Source organism: Idiomarina tyrosinivorans, from assembly GCF_003987475.1.
Classification (GTDB): domain Bacteria; phylum Pseudomonadota; class Gammaproteobacteria; order Enterobacterales; family Alteromonadaceae; genus Idiomarina; species Idiomarina tyrosinivorans.
The window spans coordinates 210,616-226,098 of the sequence record NZ_PIQH01000004.1 but is presented as its reverse complement, the minus strand read 5'-3'; the positions used below and the strand labels follow the sequence as shown (position 1 = coordinate 226,098).

At 49.5% G+C, this 15,483-nt stretch carries 18 protein-coding genes; 3 read left to right on the top strand and 15 right to left on the bottom strand.

What is annotated here, in order from left to right; all coding sequences use genetic code 11:
- Positions 1-27: 27 nt before the first annotated feature.
- From CWI84_RS05895 to rpoE, 4 genes are read right to left on the bottom strand one after another with little or no spacing between them, the layout of a single operon-like run.
- The gene (locus tag CWI84_RS05895; protein WP_126841652.1) at positions 28-459 is read right to left on the bottom strand and encodes a SoxR reducing system RseC family protein; all 432 of its coding nucleotides are present in this window, start codon (positions 457-459) and stop codon (positions 28-30) included.
- Complete coding sequence (locus tag CWI84_RS05890) at positions 449-1,450, bottom strand: MucB/RseB C-terminal domain-containing protein (RefSeq protein ID WP_198674483.1); 1,002 nt, start codon at positions 1,448-1,450, stop codon at positions 449-451. The genes CWI84_RS05895 and CWI84_RS05890 overlap by 11 nt, the downstream gene beginning before the upstream one ends.
- Positions 1,451-1,476: 26 nt before the next feature.
- On the bottom strand, positions 1,477-2,082 hold the full coding sequence (locus CWI84_RS05885; RefSeq protein ID WP_126841650.1) for a sigma-E factor negative regulatory protein: 606 nt from the start codon (positions 2,080-2,082) through the stop codon (positions 1,477-1,479).
- 19 nt (positions 2,083-2,101) lie between these two features.
- On the bottom strand, positions 2,102-2,680 hold the full coding sequence (rpoE, locus tag CWI84_RS05880; protein WP_126841649.1) for an RNA polymerase sigma factor RpoE: 579 nt from the start codon (positions 2,678-2,680) through the stop codon (positions 2,102-2,104).
- A 148-nt stretch (positions 2,681-2,828) separates the two neighbouring features.
- On the opposite strand from rpoE, the gene nadB reads away from it, so the two are divergent.
- Complete coding sequence (gene nadB, locus CWI84_RS05875) at positions 2,829-4,445, top strand: L-aspartate oxidase (protein WP_126841648.1); 1,617 nt, start codon at positions 2,829-2,831, stop codon at positions 4,443-4,445.
- On the opposite strand, the gene CWI84_RS05870 is transcribed toward nadB, so the two are convergent.
- Together CWI84_RS05870 and CWI84_RS05865 are read right to left on the bottom strand one after the other, a co-directional pair.
- Entirely contained in the window at positions 4,416-4,649 is a 234-nt protein-coding gene (locus CWI84_RS05870; protein WP_126841647.1) for a hypothetical protein, read from the bottom strand. The genes nadB and CWI84_RS05870 overlap by 30 nt on opposite strands.
- A gap of 21 nt (positions 4,650-4,670) precedes the next feature.
- Positions 4,671-4,943, bottom strand: a complete 273-nt coding sequence (locus CWI84_RS05865) for an FAD assembly factor SdhE (protein ID WP_126841646.1) — start codon at positions 4,941-4,943, stop codon at positions 4,671-4,673.
- Positions 4,944-5,037: 94 nt separating this feature from the next.
- Between CWI84_RS05865 and ygfZ the strand changes: the two genes are divergently transcribed.
- Both ygfZ and CWI84_RS05855 read left to right on the top strand, forming a co-directional pair.
- Entirely contained in the window at positions 5,038-5,976 is a 939-nt protein-coding gene (gene ygfZ, locus CWI84_RS05860; RefSeq protein WP_126841645.1) for a tRNA-modifying protein YgfZ, read from the top strand.
- A gap of 3 nt (positions 5,977-5,979) precedes the next feature.
- Positions 5,980-6,462, top strand: a complete 483-nt coding sequence (locus CWI84_RS05855) for an FKBP-type peptidyl-prolyl cis-trans isomerase (RefSeq protein WP_126841644.1) — start codon at positions 5,980-5,982, stop codon at positions 6,460-6,462.
- A gap of 63 nt (positions 6,463-6,525) precedes the next feature.
- Here the strand turns inward: CWI84_RS05855 and CWI84_RS05850 are convergent, their stop codons facing one another.
- The 9 genes from CWI84_RS05850 to CWI84_RS05810 form a co-directional block, all read right to left on the bottom strand.
- Positions 6,526-7,008 carry a methylated-DNA--[protein]-cysteine S-methyltransferase gene (locus tag CWI84_RS05850; RefSeq protein WP_126841643.1) on the bottom strand — a complete coding sequence of 161 codons (483 nt, stop codon included), beginning with the start codon at positions 7,006-7,008 and terminating at the stop codon, positions 6,526-6,528.
- 158 nt (positions 7,009-7,166) lie between these two features.
- Positions 7,167-8,675 (bottom strand): lysine--tRNA ligase, encoded by a 1,509-nt coding sequence (gene lysS / locus CWI84_RS05845; RefSeq protein WP_126841642.1) that lies wholly within the window; start codon positions 8,673-8,675, stop codon positions 7,167-7,169.
- A 32-nt stretch (positions 8,676-8,707) separates the two neighbouring features.
- A protein-coding gene (gene prfB, locus CWI84_RS05840; protein WP_126841641.1) for a peptide chain release factor 2 occupies positions 8,708-9,806 on the bottom strand; the annotation gives its coding sequence in 2 pieces (ribosomal slippage) (positions 8,708-9,730 and positions 9,732-9,806; 1,098 coding nt in all).
- A 37-nt stretch (positions 9,807-9,843) separates the two neighbouring features.
- Positions 9,844-11,556: a single-stranded-DNA-specific exonuclease RecJ gene (gene recJ, locus CWI84_RS05835; protein ID WP_241968737.1), complete on the bottom strand. Its 1,713-nt coding sequence runs from the start codon at positions 11,554-11,556 to the stop codon at positions 9,844-9,846.
- 15 nt (positions 11,557-11,571) lie between these two features.
- On the bottom strand, positions 11,572-12,306 hold the full coding sequence (gene dsbC / locus CWI84_RS05830) for a bifunctional protein-disulfide isomerase/oxidoreductase DsbC (protein ID WP_157981002.1): 735 nt from the start codon (positions 12,304-12,306) through the stop codon (positions 11,572-11,574).
- 88 nt (positions 12,307-12,394) lie between these two features.
- Positions 12,395-13,309 carry a site-specific tyrosine recombinase XerD gene (xerD, locus tag CWI84_RS05825; RefSeq protein WP_126841638.1) on the bottom strand — a complete coding sequence of 305 codons (915 nt, stop codon included), beginning with the start codon at positions 13,307-13,309 and terminating at the stop codon, positions 12,395-12,397.
- Positions 13,310-13,344: 35 nt separating this feature from the next.
- Positions 13,345-13,854, bottom strand: a complete 510-nt coding sequence (locus CWI84_RS05820; protein WP_157981001.1) for a VC2046/SO_2500 family protein — start codon at positions 13,852-13,854, stop codon at positions 13,345-13,347.
- A gap of 90 nt (positions 13,855-13,944) precedes the next feature.
- Positions 13,945-14,907: an NAD(P)H-quinone oxidoreductase gene (locus tag CWI84_RS05815; RefSeq protein ID WP_126841636.1), complete on the bottom strand. Its 963-nt coding sequence runs from the start codon at positions 14,905-14,907 to the stop codon at positions 13,945-13,947.
- Positions 14,904-15,371, bottom strand: a complete 468-nt coding sequence (locus tag CWI84_RS05810) for a GNAT family N-acetyltransferase (protein ID WP_126841635.1) — start codon at positions 15,369-15,371, stop codon at positions 14,904-14,906. The genes CWI84_RS05815 and CWI84_RS05810 overlap by 4 nt, the downstream gene beginning before the upstream one ends.
- Positions 15,372-15,483 lie beyond the last annotated feature (112 nt).

Sequence of the window (15,483 nt, the reverse complement as noted above, 5' to 3'; positions counted from 1 at the left end):
CAACGTAAATCTTACCCAAATCGGTCGTTACGACAGGCGTTGAATGCCAACCACGCGGTTTACTTTGAGGTCTCGCCCCCGCAAACTTCCCTTCAATGCCGCAAAGGTCAGTCCAAAACATCCGAAAGAGAGCAGAATAACAATCCCTTCAGAGATACCTGGAATAGCACTTAACGCTATAGCACTGACTAGCAAGGCGACAATGGGTAAGCCATATACTAATAATGCAAAGCGGGTGAGCCATTCTTCTGCTATTGAGAGTTGCACGGTCTCGCCGAGCGCAAATTTATCGTCCGTTTCAACGGTTAACTCGGCACGCTTTTCGCTAAACACTTTGCTGATAATGCCGGCACCACAGGTAGATTGCTGCACGCAACTGCCACAACCGCTTTTAAGCTGGGTGGCAATCGTAATTACGCCACGACCTACCGCGGTAACTTCACCTAATTCACGAACCATCTGGGCGTTCCTCAACCACTTTCATGCGAACTTCAGCAGCGACGCGATGCGCTATCGCTAAGGGAATCTTACCCACAATGGTAACACGAAATTGATTTTTTAACTCGGTGTAAAGTGTCTCAGTTCCCTCAATACTCCACTCATGAACATCTCCCTGCTCCACTGGCGTAATATAAACCGAATAGTCACTTAGGCCATCAGAATAGAGGTAATAATCAACCGGATTGCCAGACAGTAATACGCGGTGGTGATCTTGGCGCAAGCGTTCATAGCCCTGTGGTGACCAGGTCGGTTCTAGCTGATACTGGGTTTCGCTTTCATGACTTGGATTCGTTAATTGTGGGGGTTTTGGAACGTGACTTAAGTCTGCCAAGTGACCGGGAAAGCCATCCAGTATACGCAAACTAGCAAGCTGTAACTGTTCTATGACCTCCCCTTGGGCTGAGACCATGGTTGCCTTTAACAGCATTCCGGTCTCTTTATCCACCCACACTGAATAACCATAGCGCACACCATCGTTACTCAACACACGAATGTACTGTGCTTTTCGATCAAGCACGCGAGCGCCGCCGACAGCGACCACATGGTAGTCATCAGCGATCTCTTCAAATGATTGGTAAAATGCCGGGGGGATTAAACCAAACAAGCTGCTGGCATTTACGGTATAGGAGTTGCCCGAAGGAATAAAATAAGACGCTGAGTCACCAATACGAATTGCGCGAAAATCCGGACCATTCAAACGAATAACGAGTTCGGTTTCTTCACCATTCGAGTCTGCTCCGTGTAACCAACGATAAGGCTCAACCTGATCACGCTGAACATAAATAATAGCGGCTTCAAAATTTAGTGACCGCAATGCAGCAGCCATTTTATTAAACCAAAACGCTCCTTCACGATTGCCTTGTTCAGGCTGGGCTTGCGCATAAACCTGAGGGACCATAAAAAACGCCAAAGCCACGATTAACGTGGCTAACTTCAGCGGATTGCCCATTAACGCATTCCTTCTCATATTCGTGATTAGCGAGGTTTAGCCTGCTTCTCACTCTCCTGCTCGGACTTATTCACATCAGCCTGTGGTTGCAATAACAACTGTTGTTGGTGATCAATGATGTACGATTGCATCTCACGCTGTTGTTGTTGCGTTGCTTGGCTAGGACTTGATGCTTGCGGCTCTGCAAAAACGGCGTTCAAGCTTACCGGGTTAAGGCCACCAATTGGATTAGTGATAAACGCCGGTTCGTTACTTTGTTGCACAGGATTCGGCTGTTGTACCGTATTGACGCTTAACACTGCCACCGCTGCGACGCCCGCTGCCACCGCCACTTTCGCAGCCGGTTGCAACCAACGCCACGCAGCACGCCCCATTGCGCCTTTTTGCGTAATCTGAGGTTGCACAACTTGCCCTTGTAACAGGGGTTCTTGCGCTACCTGTTCGGCCACGCGCTGACTAATATCTAACGGCGCGCCAACGTTCGCATCGGCTCGCATCACACCGCCTATTAATGCATAACGTTGCCAAGCGTCACGTGCTGTTTTGTCTGAAAGTAATTCGTCAAACTGACGTTGATCTTGGATATCTCCATCCAGCAACGCAGAGACCAATTGTCCTTTTTCTACAGACATACTTTGCCCTCTATACTTTCTACCGCTCAAGCAGCGGCCGCAGTTGATTGTCAATGGCTTCCCGCGCTCGGAAGATGCGCGAACGCACCGTACCTATCGGGCAGTCCATCTCAATCGCTATTTCTTCATAGCCCATACCTTCGATTTCTCGTAGCAAGATTGCTCGCTTCAGATCGCTAGGTAACTGGTCTATGGTTGTCATCACCACATCCTTGATTTCATCAGATAACAACTGACTTTCCGGTGATCCCGAATCTTTCAGTGCGCCTGCACTTTCTAAAAATTCGGCTTCCTCGGCATCAATATCTGTCGCTGGTGGCTTTCTTCCCTGCGCCACCAAATGATTCTTCGCAGTGTTCACCGCGATACGATAGAGCCACGTGTAAAATGCACTATCGCCTCGAAATTTTGGTAAAGCTCTATACGCCTTTATAAAAGCCTCTTGGGCGACATCTGCGACGTCCCCAGGTTGCTTCACATAACGCGAGATCAAGCTCATTACCTTGTGCTGGTACTTTTTTACCAGCAGATCAAAGGCTGTTGGGTCACCTTGTTTTACTCTCTCGACCAACAGCTGATCGCTTTGCTGTTCGCTCATTCGAGCCTGCTCTCCCTGACTACATCTGAACCCTACTGAGCCCGAGTCCCGCCACTTGGCTTACTGAATGTGACCCGTAAGGTAGTAAAAAGTTCGCAAAAAAAAATCTGAATGCGTAAAATCGTCAAAAATCTCAAATTGGTACTTTATGGAACCTACCGCAAATTATCAATGTGATGTGCTCATTATTGGCAGCGGCGCGGCCGGATTAACCACCGCACTGCTGTTGGCCGACCATGCCAATGTCATTGTACTCAGTAAAGGGCCATTAACGGAAGGCTCAACCTTTTATGCGCAAGGCGGCATAGCCGCCGTATTTGACGAAAGCGATAGCATCGAAAGCCACGTTGAGGACACGTTAGTTGCCGGTGCCGGGTTATGCGACCCCGCAGTGGTTGAATATACCGCGCGCAATGCGCGTGACAGTTTGCAATGGCTGATTGATGCGGGCGTAGGCTTTGATCGTGTGCCAGGCGGTTCTGACGAGGAACCACAGTACCACTTAAATCGTGAAGGTGGGCACAGCCATCGGCGCATTCTGCATGCCGCCGATGCAACCGGTCGAGCTGTCCAAACCACCCTGCTCGATAAGGTCATTGAGCATCCTAATATCCAGTTATTAGAGCGCTACAACGCCGTCGATTTAATCACTGGCAAGCACATTAATAAACCAAAAGGTTGCTACGGCGCTTATATTTGGAACCGCCAACACGAACAAGTAGAGACCGTAGCAGCCGGCTGCGTTGTGCTGGCCACCGGCGGCGCAAGTAAAGTGTACCAGTATACCAGCAACCCGGACATTGCTAGCGGGGATGGGATTGCAATGGCATGGCGTGCTGGCTGCAGTGTTACCAATATGGAATTTAACCAGTTCCACCCGACCTGTTTGTATCATCCCAACGCGCAAAGCTTTTTATTGACCGAGGCGCTACGTGGTGAAGGCGCTTTATTAAAACGCCCGGATGGCAGCCGCTTTATGCCTGACTTTCATGCCGATGCCGAGCTCGCGCCAAGGGATGTAGTGGCACGCGCTATTGACTTCGAAATGAAACGTTTGGGTGCAGATTGCATGTACTTGGACATTTCCCATAAAGACAAAGCATTTTTGTTGGAGCATTTCCCAACGATCTATCAAAAATGCTTGTCGGTCGGGATTGATATGGCAACACAGCCAATTCCCGTGGTGCCTGCGGCGCATTATACCTGTGGTGGAATCACCACCGGTTTGGATGCCAGTACTGATTTGCCGCGCCTGTATGCCGTCGGCGAGGTTGCCTACACCGGTTTGCATGGCGCCAACCGTATGGCCTCTAACTCGTTACTGGAGTGCTTGGTGTTCGCCCGTGCAGCAGCGGAGAGCATTATCAAACAACGTCAGCAATTTACGATTGAAGCGCGGCTGCCGGCGTGGGATGAGAGCCAAGTCGGTAATTCTGACGAAGAAGTGGTCATTCAGCATAATTGGCACGAGCTGCGCCTCTTTATGTGGGACTATGTTGGCATCGTTCGCACCACCAAGCGTTTAGAACGTGCCCTGCATCGGATTGAATTGTTACAACGCGAAATCCATGATTACTACGCCAACTTCCGAGTCAGTAATAACTTGCTAGAGCTCAGGAACTTGGTGCAGGTGGCGGAATTGATCGTTCGCAGCGCAATGCAACGTAAAGAAAGCCGCGGGTTGCATTACACCCTTGATTATCCCGATAAATCAGCAACACCGACACCTACTCGGTTAACGCCACAGCAAACTCCAGCGGCGTAACGCTGAAAAGTCACTAGCACTGAATTGCCAGCAGCAAAAATAGTAATAGCGGCGCCTGCCGCTATTCTCTATTCGTACAATAATCAGCCAATTGCCGACCACCCAAGGGGGATGAATCACGTCCAGTGCTCGGTTCGCGGTATCAATCTGCATCGGTTGTAGCCTTAACCCCAGCAGTTGTTGCCTGCGCTGGCGCGACCACACAACAGTTTCCACTGTGCGCGGTTAAACTTTGACGCGAGCCAGCATTAATTCAATCATCTCACTGAGTTCAGCGTCGGGACATTTTTGATGCCCCATAAACCATGCAAACAAATCAGGGTCGTCGCAGGTAATGAGGCGTCTAAAAACGGCCTTTTGCGGTTCGCTTAGTTCGTCGTATGCTTGGTCGACAAAAGGTTCAAATAACACGTCTAACTCCAGCATGCCTCGTCGGCAAGCCCATTTTAATCGACGCTTATCTTTTAGCGCTTCTTCAGATTGCTTTAATGGCAACATAACATCTCCTGAATTAATGCATAGCTCCCCTTGTAATTTGCGATATCGCCCCAATACTTTGAAAGACAGTCACAAATCAGCCAAGGGAGAAGTCGTGCTGACGTTAACGCAAGAGTTTACCAAAGCCTGTGAGGAATGCGTAACCGTTTCGCTGACAGATTATGGTATCATTGCTCTTAGTGGGGCAGATGCGCAAAGTTTTTTGCAGGGGCAGCTCACCTGTGACCTTAACCAACTGGAACAGCAAGGTTGGTTATATGGCGCGCTTTGTGACCCGACTGGGAAAGCGTTTTCGGTATTCTGGCTGACTCGTTGGAATGAGCGACTGCTGCTTATTCAACAGCGTGAAAGCATCGAAAAAGCACTGGCACAGTTACAGAAATATGCGATTTTCAATCAAGTTGAAATCCGTGATATTTCGGCTGATACCAAGATTCTCGGTATATTTGGTGAGTCTTGCAACAACAAGCTTAGCCCATTGCTCAAAGCTGAAATCGATGCTGCTGTCGTCAACCAGCCTGAGTGGGTTGCACTGCGGGTTGGCGAAGCACCGCAACAGTGGCTTGTTATTGGTCATTCAGGCATTGACGCCGAATACGACCAACGCTATTGGCAGGCTTTAGAAATTGAACGCGGTCGTCCCCAGATCGCTGCACTGACACAGTTGGCATTTGTACCACAGATGCTAAATGTGCAGGCGCTAAATGGTATTAGCTTTACCAAGGGATGCTATATCGGCCAAGAGACAATTGCCCGAATGAAGTATTTGGGCAAGCAAAAGCGCGCAATGTTTCGCCTGAGCGGGAAAGCGACGGCGCTGCCCCAACCGGGAGCTACAGTGGAAGTCGCGTTAGGCGAACAACGATGGCGTCGTGCAGGCACGGTAATTAGTGCAGTGAACCGTGCCGAACATCACTGCGATTTGTTGGCGGTATTGCCAGCAGATGCAACTGCAGAGCAAACGTTTCGGTTGCGTGATGACGAAGCCAGTCTCTTGGAAATACACTCACTGCCTTATCAATTGGAAACTTAACTTATGAGCGAAACTATCGCAGCAAACAAAGTCGTCTCTATCCACTACACTGTGAAAACAGCTGAGGGACAAACACTAGACCAATCAAAAGAAGGTCACCCGTTGAGCTTCATCCATGGTCGTGGAATGCTGATCCCAGGTTTGGAGAACGCTTTAGAAGGCAAAGGTGTAGGCGATAATTTCACCGCGGAAATTAAACCTGAAGAAGCTTATGGTGAACGTCATGATGGTTTAATCCAAACCGTTCCGCGTAGCATGTTTGGTGATAACGACGTAGAGCCTGGCATGCAGTTCCGCGCCAGCACCGACCAAGGTGACCAATCAGTGGTTATTGTTGATGTGAAAGATGACGAAGTAACAGTAGATGGCAACCATCCTCTTGCTGGCGTCGACTTAAACTTCGATGTTGAAGTCGTTGAAGTACGCGACGCGACTGAGCAAGAACTGGAACACGGTCACGTCCATGCTGACGGTCAAGATCATTAATCGTTAGCCTTAACGCATAAAAAAGCGGACAACATCTGTTGTCCGCTTTTTTATTTATTTGCATTATTTGCCTAGCGTTGATGATTCTTGTAGTAACAAATGTCTTTGCCTGTCAACGCCTGCGGCATAGCCTCTCAATTCCCCTTTTATGCCAGTCACTCGATGGCAAGGGATCACAATAATAAACGGGTTCCTAGAAATCGCATTAGCAACAGCACGAATACTAGTGGGCTTGCCGATGCGTTCTGCAACCTTTTTATACGACCAAGTTTCTCCTGGCCTGATATGGCTAAGCACTTCCCATACCGACTTTTGAAAAGCTGTGGTTTGCACTTTTAGCGGAATACTGAAGCGTTGTCTTTGACCGGCAAAGTAATCCTCTAACTGCTTTTTGGTTTGCAGCAAGACTGGATGACTATGATGTTGTTTAGAAGCAGCAAGAGACGGCTGTTTCGTTTGGTCTTTATAAAACAATCCTGTTAGGTGCTGATTATCGGCAATCGCGAGCATCGCACCTAGAGGCGTATCAAACTCTAAATGGTGCATAACATTCCGTATGATTAGATTGAATGGATTACCGCTAAGGATAGACGAAATTGAATGATTGTCAGTGATAAACCAATATTTTTTACGATTTTTTTGAATGGTTAAGGTCGATATCCCACCAATAGTACGCTTTAGTGGGATATCGAAGATTCATTCAATTAGGCTTTTGGACGCATGTGAGGGAACAACAATACGTCACGAATGGAAGCAGAATCGGTCAGTAGCATGACTAAGCGGTCAATGCCGATCCCCTCGCCTGCGGTTGGCGGCATGCCATGCTCCAACGCAGTAACGTAATCTTCATCAAAGAACATTGCCTCGTCGTCTCCAGCTTCTTTCTGTTCCACCTGTTGTTGGAACCGTTCGGCTTGATCCTCGGCGTCGTTCAACTCAGAGAAACCGTTGGCAAGCTCACGGCCACCGGCAAAAAACTCAAAACGGTCGGTAACAAACGGATTATCGTCGTTACGCCGAGCCAGCGGTGAGACTTCCGCAGGGTATGCGGTAATGAAGGTTGGCTGAATCAACTTATGCTCAGCGACTTCCTCAAAAATTTCGATTTGCACCTTGCCCAACCCCCACGACGGCTTGACGTCGATACCGATCGTTTTCGCTAACGCGGTGGCAGAATCCATCTCGTTCAACTGTGCCTCAGTCGCCTCTGGCATATGCGCCAAGATAGCTTCCAACACAGTCATACGCGCAAACGGCTGAGCAAAATCGTAGTCAACGCCTTGACTGGTGAATTGCAGAGTACCCAGCACTTGTTGGGCAACGCTGCGCAACATTTCCTCAGTCATATCCATCAAATCGTGATAGTCCGCATAGCCCCAGTAGAATTCCAACATAGTGAATTCGGGGTTATGTCGGGTTGATAACCCTTCATTACGGAAGTTGCGGTTGATTTCAAATACTTTTTCGAAACCACCAACAACCAAACGCTTCAGGTATAGCTCCGGTGCAATGCGCAGATACAAATCCATGTCTAACGCATTATGGTGGGTGACAAAAGGTTTCGCTGACGCGCCACCAGGAATCGCTTGCATCATTGGTGTTTCAACTTCGAGAAAGTCTTTGCCACTCAAAAAGCGACGAATGGCTTCAATAACTTTAGAGCGCGCCACAAACGTATTCCGCGACGCTTCATTAGTAATTAAATCCAAATAGCGTTGGCGATAGCGTGTTTCCTGGTCTGCTAGACCATGAAACTTATCCGGTAATGGACGTAACGCTTTGGTCAGCAGACGCACATCATCGACCAGTACACTCAACTCGCCGGTTCCGGTTTTGAATAGGGTTCCGCTGGCGGCAACAATGTCACCCAGATCCCATTTCTTGAACTCAGTGTTATAGAAGCCCTCTGGCAGGTTATCACGCGCCACATACAACTGAATTTTTCCCGACATGTCTTGGATAGTGGCAAAGCTTGCTTTACCCATAATCCGTCGAGTCATCATTCGCCCTGCAACCTTAACCCGCACGCCCTGTTGCTCTAGCTCTTCCTTGCTAGCCTCGTCATACTGGTCATGCAATGGCTTGGCTAGCGCATCGCGACGAAAGTCATTAGGAAAAGCGACGCCCTTGTCACGCATTGCAGACAATTTAGCTTTGCGCTGGGCAATTTGTTCATTAATGTCTACTTCGGGCGTTTGCGAATTATCTGCCATTAGCCAAGGTCCTCTTTCGGAAAGTCTGCTAGTTATAGTCCTGATTTCAAACTGGCTTCTATAAAAGGGTCAAGCGCCCCATCAAGTACAGCCTGAGTATTTCGATTCTCAACGCCCGTGCGTAAATCTTTAATTCGAGCATCGTCTAATACATATGAGCGAATTTGACTGCCCCAACCGATATCCGATTTGGCATCTTCCATCGCTTGCTTGTCTTCATTCTGCTTTTGCAGTTCAAATTCGTACAATTTTGCGCGCAACTGTTTCATTGCCGCATCACGGTTTTTATGTTGTGAACGGTCACTTTGACACTGCACCACAATTCCCGTCGGTTCGTGGGTTATTCGCACCGCTGAATCCGTTCGGTTAACGTGCTGACCACCGGCCCCAGATGCGCGGTAGGTATCAACCCGCAAATCAGATGGATCGATTTCGATCTCGATGTCTTCATCCACTTCAGGGTAAACAAATACCGAAGCGAATGACGTATGGCGGCGATTGCCAGAGTCAAAAGGCGATTTCCGTACCAGCCGATGCACCCCGGTTTCGGTGCGCAACCAGCCGAACGCATATTCGCCTTGAATGCGCACCGTCGCCGATTTAATCCCCGCAACCTCGCCCTCTGAGAGTTCGGTGATCTCAGTTTTAAAATCATGGCTCTCGGCCCAACGCAAATACATCCGCAGCAACATATTAGCCCAATCTTGCGCTTCCGTACCGCCAGAACCTGCCTGAATGTCTAGGTAACAATCTGAATCATCGTTTTCTTGCGAAAACATGCGCCGAAACTCTAACGCCTCCAATTGCGTCAGCCATTGTTCCAACTCTGTCTTCGCTTCGTTAAAGGTGTCCTCATCGTCGGCTTCTACGGCAAGGTCAACTAACCCTTCAACATCGTCTAGGCCTTGCTGGAGTCCCTGCAGCGTCTCCACTACGGTTTCTAACGCGGCACGCTCTTTGCCCAAACTTTGCGCTTTTTGCGGCTCATCCCAAACACTCGGATCTTCAAGCTCGCGGGTGACTTCTTCTAAACGTTCGACCTTTGCATCATAGTCAAAGATACCCCCTAAGCGCTTCGCTACGCTCGCGCATATCTTTTATCGCATTATAGGTGGCATTGGTTTCAAACATAGCGTGTAAGCCTGATAACTAAAAAAGGTCGGATATTCTAACGTAATGGACGCAATTGCTCTACCAGCAGTTGCAGCTGTTTTTTACCGCGGTATTCATTCACCTGTAAACGATATACCAGTTCGACCCTACGCACGCTGGCATTCGGCCACACCGATAGATCAACGTTGAAAGCGATAGCGTCGAGCAACGCCCTGCCTTGCTTTACCACCAGCTTCAAGTGCTTGCTCGCGACAATCCGCTGTTGCACTAGCGTAAATTGCCCGTCAAATAAAGGCTCTGGGAATCCCTGCCCCCAAGGTCCCGCATGTGCAAGCTGTTCAGCGGTAGCCAAATGCAGTTGTGAAGGGTCTAACTCGCCGTCCGACCAATACACCGTCTCACCGACGTCTAATCCCGGCCATTCTTCGATGACTTGCTGCACGGCTTGTTGAAACGCTGGCCATTGCGCCTCATCTACACTGAGCCCTGCTGCCATCGCGTGTCCGCCAAAACGCGTAATCACATCGGGATAGCGGCTTTGCACACGTTCTAGAAAATCACGAATATGAAAGCCCGCTATTGACCGTGCAGAGCCTTTTAGCAACCCACTTTGCCCATCTTCTTGCGCAAAAACTATCACCGGGCGTTGATGACGTTCCTTGATCCTTCCCGCAACAATGCCCACCACGCCGCTGTGCCATTGCGGGTGAAACAAGGTCAGGATCTTGGGCAATTCGCCGGCAAGTTGCAGATTATCTACTATAGCATCTGCTTCATCGCGCATGGTTGCCTCAATGTCTCGACGTTGTCGATTTAACTGGTCTAGCATTGTGGCATTTTCAAGCGCCTGCTGACGGTTGGTTGCTAACAAGCACTCTACCCCTAACGCCATATCGTCCAATCGACCTGCAGCATTAATTCGCGGACCTACGGCAAAGCCTAGATCCGGCGCCTGTAAGGTTGCTGGGTTACGACCGCTGACTTCGATCAGAGCAGCAATACCAGGGCGCGCTTTGCCAGCACGAATTCGTTGCAAGCCTTGATGCACCAAGATACGGTTATTGTGATCTAACGCAACAACGTCAGCCACAGTGCCAACTGCAACAAGGTCTAGCCACTCGGCCAAGTTTGGTCCAGCTTCGTCGAAGCGCTCTCGCAACGCCGCACGTAATGCCAGCAGCAGATAAAAACAAACCCCGACTCCCGCTAACGCTTTACTAGGAAACCGGGCATTAGGAAGGTTAGGGTTAACAATTGCAGTGGCCGCTGGGAGGCGCTCTGCGGGCAGGTGATGGTCGGTAATGATGACATCAATGCCTAGTTCCATAGCATGATCTACGCCGGCAAAGCAGGCAATGCCACTATCGACAGTAATGATTAGCTCAGCGCCTTGCGCCTGAGCCTGTTTTACTAAGCCTGGCGTCAGCCCATAGCCGTCGCTAAAACGATTGGGAATACAGTAATTGAGGTGCTGAAACCCCATTGCAGCTAGAGCACTGAGCATCAATGCAGTGCTCGTCGCACCATCGGCATCAAAGTCACCACAAATCACCACCGTTTGTTGCTGTTCGCGGGCAGCGATTAGCCTATCAATTGCTTGTTCGGTACCGTCTAATTGAGCCGGGGGAATCAGCGCCGATGCTGTTAACTGCAACTGTTGCGCTCGCTCTACGCCACGCGCCGCATAGATGCGTTGCAGTAACGGGCTCAAACTATCCGGTAACTGGTGGTGATGATTTATTTCTCTGCGACGGATGCGGTACGACAAAACCAACCTCTCAGGTTACTCAGCGTATTGCATCGCAGACTGACTTTGTTGTTTGAGCAGGTCCGCTAACTGCGCGGCAGTTTGATATCCTGGGATCATTTGTCCGTTCGGCAGAATTATCGCCGGCGTACCCGTAACGCCGATTACCTGTCCTAGCTGATAATGTTCGGCAACAGGTGCGTCACAATCAACATCGACATCAACATTCTCATGCTGTTCGATCGCATTAAAGGTTTGCCGCGGATCATCTGAACACCAGATCTGGCGAAGTTGATAGGCTCCTTTGGTTCGCATCCCTCCGCGAGGAAAAGCTAAGTAGCGTACGGTAATTCCTTCCGCCAAATACTCTGGCATAGCTTTATGTAGCTTTTTGCAATAAGGGCACGTGGGGTCAGTAAATATCGTAACGTGATATTTTTCGTTGTCCGCTTTATAAACCACCATTTGATCTTCGACGTTTTTTAATTGTTGCTGGCGTAATTCGGCCATGCCCTGATCCGTAAGATTCACTGGGGCATTTGAGCGGATATCAAATAAGTTACCAGCGAACAAATAATTACCGTCTGCCGAAACATACAATAGGCCTTGATTAGTCACTGCAGCGTAAATACCTTCAATCGGGGTTTTTTCTACCTTACTAACCGTAATTTTTAGCGCATTTAAGCGATCGGTATTAATCGGTAAATCTTGCGCATTACTCACTACGGAAAGACAACCTAACAACACGCCTAGCAGTAAAGACTTTTTCACCGGACAACTCACTTCATTTGCTTTCGTTACAATGCTTGAACGGTACGATGTTCGCCATAAAAAAGCAACGCTCTAAAGAAAAAAGCCATTACCCCCGCGGGTGGTGTTGCTGGTGCAAGCTGGTCAGCCTCTCGCGCGCTACATGGGTATAAATTTGGGTGGTCGATAAATCGCTGTGACCAAGCAGCATTTGCAGCACACGCAGGTCGGCGCCATGATTCAGTAGGTGCGTGGCAAACGCATGCCGCAGAGTATGTGGCGATAAATGCGAACGAATCCCCGCGCGCTCTGCATAGCAGCGAATACGGTGCCAAAACGTCTGCCGCGTGAGCGGACCTCCGCGATTGGTAATAAACACCCAATCGCCACCATCACGATGAATGCTGGCGCGCGCTTGACGAAGGTATTGCTGCAACCAACTGACCGCTTCCTCGCCCAAAGGTACCAAGCGCTCCTTATCGCCTTTACCGATCACTTTCACCAGACCTTGAGTGAGACTCAGCTGCGCAAATCGGAGCCCGACTAATTCACTCACGCGCAAGCCAGCGGCATAAACCACCTCTAACATCGCCCGATCACGTAACTCTATCGCTAAAGCTGTATCTGGCGCGGACAATAACGCCTCAACATCATATTCTGAGAGGCTATGCGGGATAGCTTGCGGTTGTTTTGGTCGAGCCAGCCGCTGTGTTGGGTCGCTCAACAGCCAGCGTTGCTTAACGGCGAATTGATAAAACTTTTTCGCCGCACTAAGGAATCTTGCCGTACTGCGTGGTGACACGCCTGCCGCCCGGCGTTGTAACAGGAAGTCCTCTAGATCGCTTTGCTGCACCGCGATGAGTCCCTGATGCGAAAGCCCGGAGAGGAACCGGCTGAATTGTTTAAGATCGTTGCGGTAGGATGCTTGGGTATGGTCGCTGACCCCTTGGTGTAGCCACAAGTGCTCGACGAACTGTTCAATTTTTTCAGCGTCAGCGACAGGCACTGGATGTTTTTCAGTCACGTTAGCAACCTAAGTTGATACAACGAATGTCACTATTATGCGGTGCGACCAGAATGAAGTAAATCGCCCTCTGCTGGACTGATGCCTAGCTGTTGCAGAATATGATAAAGCCCCGCGGGGTTACGGGGATTAGCGTGTTGCGATGGCTGCTCTCCCCGCACTCGTCTTTGTGCTTGCGGGCTTAGATTACTCCAGACCTCATCGCCGAGACGCTTGGGATCATCAAAACAGGCAAGCGGTTGAGGCCAAATAGCATCTGCCAGATATAGTTCAGTAAGACTTAACGGTGTTTGTTGTGGCTGATAAATGTGCGTTTGCGCAGAAGGCTGAAGTGGTCGTTGTGACTTAGCACCGATGCTTCGCTGCCAGTCTTTGTCTGCTTCCGAAGGCGCTCCCGCGGAAGTTTCAACCGCTTCAATGGCATCCTGTTGTGCCAACCACCAAGCGAACTCCCCCGCATATCCTCGCGCCAACGCCGACGCAGGGTCTGAACGCGCTGATACGTTAACATCATCAACGCTATGTGGATTGACCAGCTTTACCACAACCGAACTCCTAAATACGTTACTTACTAACGTATCGGCAGCTTCAACGGTAATTTAAGGGTGAATGACGGTTTCTGCTATTTCGTGCCGTTAGCTACGTACCGCTAGAATTAATTTCCCCATGGTGGCGGATTGTTTTAGCCGATTCAGCGCTTCACCGACCTCTCTCATTGGGTATATTTCATCAATCAGCGGCATTAGCGCACCAGACTGAAAATCCTCACCAAAACGTTGCATCAGCGCAGCGATAATTTCGCCTTTACGTTGATGCGAGAGACTACGTAACGTGGATCCTTGTAGGCGTTGGCGCTTCATCAGCAAACGGCCAAAATCGATCTCTCCGGTGCGTGCTTGCATTAAACCAATCAGTAAAATGCGGCCATCCGCGTTGAGAATCGTCTGATCACGTGCAATCGAATCACCCGCTACCGGATTAAGAATGACATCGACCGGCTTTTGACTCAGCACCTCGGTGTAGTCTTGCTGATGTCGATTAATGATTTCCGAGGCACCAAGCTCGCGACAGACAGCAGCTTTTTCATCGTTACTCACGGTTACTGCAATATCATTACCGGCGGCTCGACATAACTGAATCAACGCCGACCCGACACCACTAGCACCGGCATGACAAAATACCTTTTCTTGCGGCTGCAACTGCGCCAACATGAAGACATTTAAAAACGCCGTACTGAACACTTCCAACCATCCAGCAGCGTGCGCCATTGACCACGTTTCTGGAACCTTGACGACCTGTCTGACATCGACACATACATACTCAGCGTAGCCACCACCCTCAAGCAGCGCGGCCACCTTTTCACCCACCTTAACATCAACAACGTCATCGGCTGTGGCGATGACCTCTCCACTCACCTCAAGTCCCGGAATCTCCGATGCCCCTGGTGGTGGCGGGTATTGCCCGGCCATTTGCATTAAATCAGCGCGGTTCATTGCTGCATAATGCACGGCTATTTTTACCTGACCCGCGGCAAGTCGCGGCTCATCTGCCCCTTCACTCCATTGCCATTTATTCTGAATCTGTTGAAGCGCTCTCATTCCATGACCTCTTTTAATGGATTACTCAACGTCATACGAAATCTTGGCTGTTGTTGACCAAAATAGTCGGCAGATTTTTGCTGCTTCTCAAACCCGAAACTCTCATACAGCGCTATCGCAGGATTATCTGGATGAACCGTCAATGAAATTTCAGTCACGCCCTTCTGGCAGGCAGAATCAATGACCTCAGCCAACAACTGGCGCGCTAAACCGCGTTTGCGAAAGTTGGCCAACACCGCCAGCGACATGATCCAGAGTTGGTCATTCCGTTCCGCGGTGGCGGCCAATATGTAACCAACAACCCCTTGTTGCGAGTCTTCTGCAACTACTACCAAACGTGGCCATAGCTCAATCGCTTGGCGAAAAAAGAAATCAGGATAAACAGATTCACCGAACACAGAGGTTTCTACTTGATAAAGTGCACTAACATCTTTTGGCTCGGCAACACGGATCACCACGTCCATAACACACCCAATTTAACGGCTTATAAGCGAAATCATGCCACAGCCAATTGCTACGAAAAAGTCAGTTTCGCCATTGCATCGTGTTAAAAGATAGTTATTCTGTATCTTTAGT

What these genes read in the sequence shown, in the direction of transcription:
- CWI84_RS05895 (WP_126841652.1), bottom strand. Translation starts at nt 459, where the DNA reads ATGGTTCGTGAATTAGGTGAAGTTACCGCGGTAGGTCGTGGCGTAATT.
- CWI84_RS05890 (WP_198674483.1), bottom strand. Translation starts at nt 1,450, where the DNA reads ATGGGCAATCCGCTGAAGTTAGCCACGTTAATCGTGGCTTTGGCGTTT.
- CWI84_RS05885 (WP_126841650.1), bottom strand. Translation starts at nt 2,082, where the DNA reads ATGTCTGTAGAAAAAGGACAATTGGTCTCTGCGTTGCTGGATGGAGAT.
- rpoE (WP_126841649.1), bottom strand. Translation starts at nt 2,680, where the DNA reads ATGAGCGAACAGCAAAGCGATCAGCTGTTGGTCGAGAGAGTAAAACAA.
- nadB (WP_126841648.1), top strand. Translation starts at nt 2,829, where the DNA reads ATGGAACCTACCGCAAATTATCAATGTGATGTGCTCATTATTGGCAGC.
- CWI84_RS05865 (WP_126841646.1), bottom strand. Translation starts at nt 4,943, where the DNA reads ATGTTGCCATTAAAGCAATCTGAAGAAGCGCTAAAAGATAAGCGTCGA.
- CWI84_RS05855 (WP_126841644.1), top strand. Translation starts at nt 5,980, where the DNA reads ATGAGCGAAACTATCGCAGCAAACAAAGTCGTCTCTATCCACTACACT.
- CWI84_RS05850 (WP_126841643.1), bottom strand. Translation starts at nt 7,008, where the DNA reads ATGCACCATTTAGAGTTTGATACGCCTCTAGGTGCGATGCTCGCGATT.
- lysS (WP_126841642.1), bottom strand. Translation starts at nt 8,675, where the DNA reads ATGGCAGATAATTCGCAAACGCCCGAAGTAGACATTAATGAACAAATT.
- CWI84_RS05815 (WP_126841636.1), bottom strand. Translation starts at nt 14,907, where the DNA reads ATGAGAGCGCTTCAACAGATTCAGAATAAATGGCAATGGAGTGAAGGG.
- CWI84_RS05810 (WP_126841635.1), bottom strand. Translation starts at nt 15,371, where the DNA reads ATGGACGTGGTGATCCGTGTTGCCGAGCCAAAAGATGTTAGTGCACTT.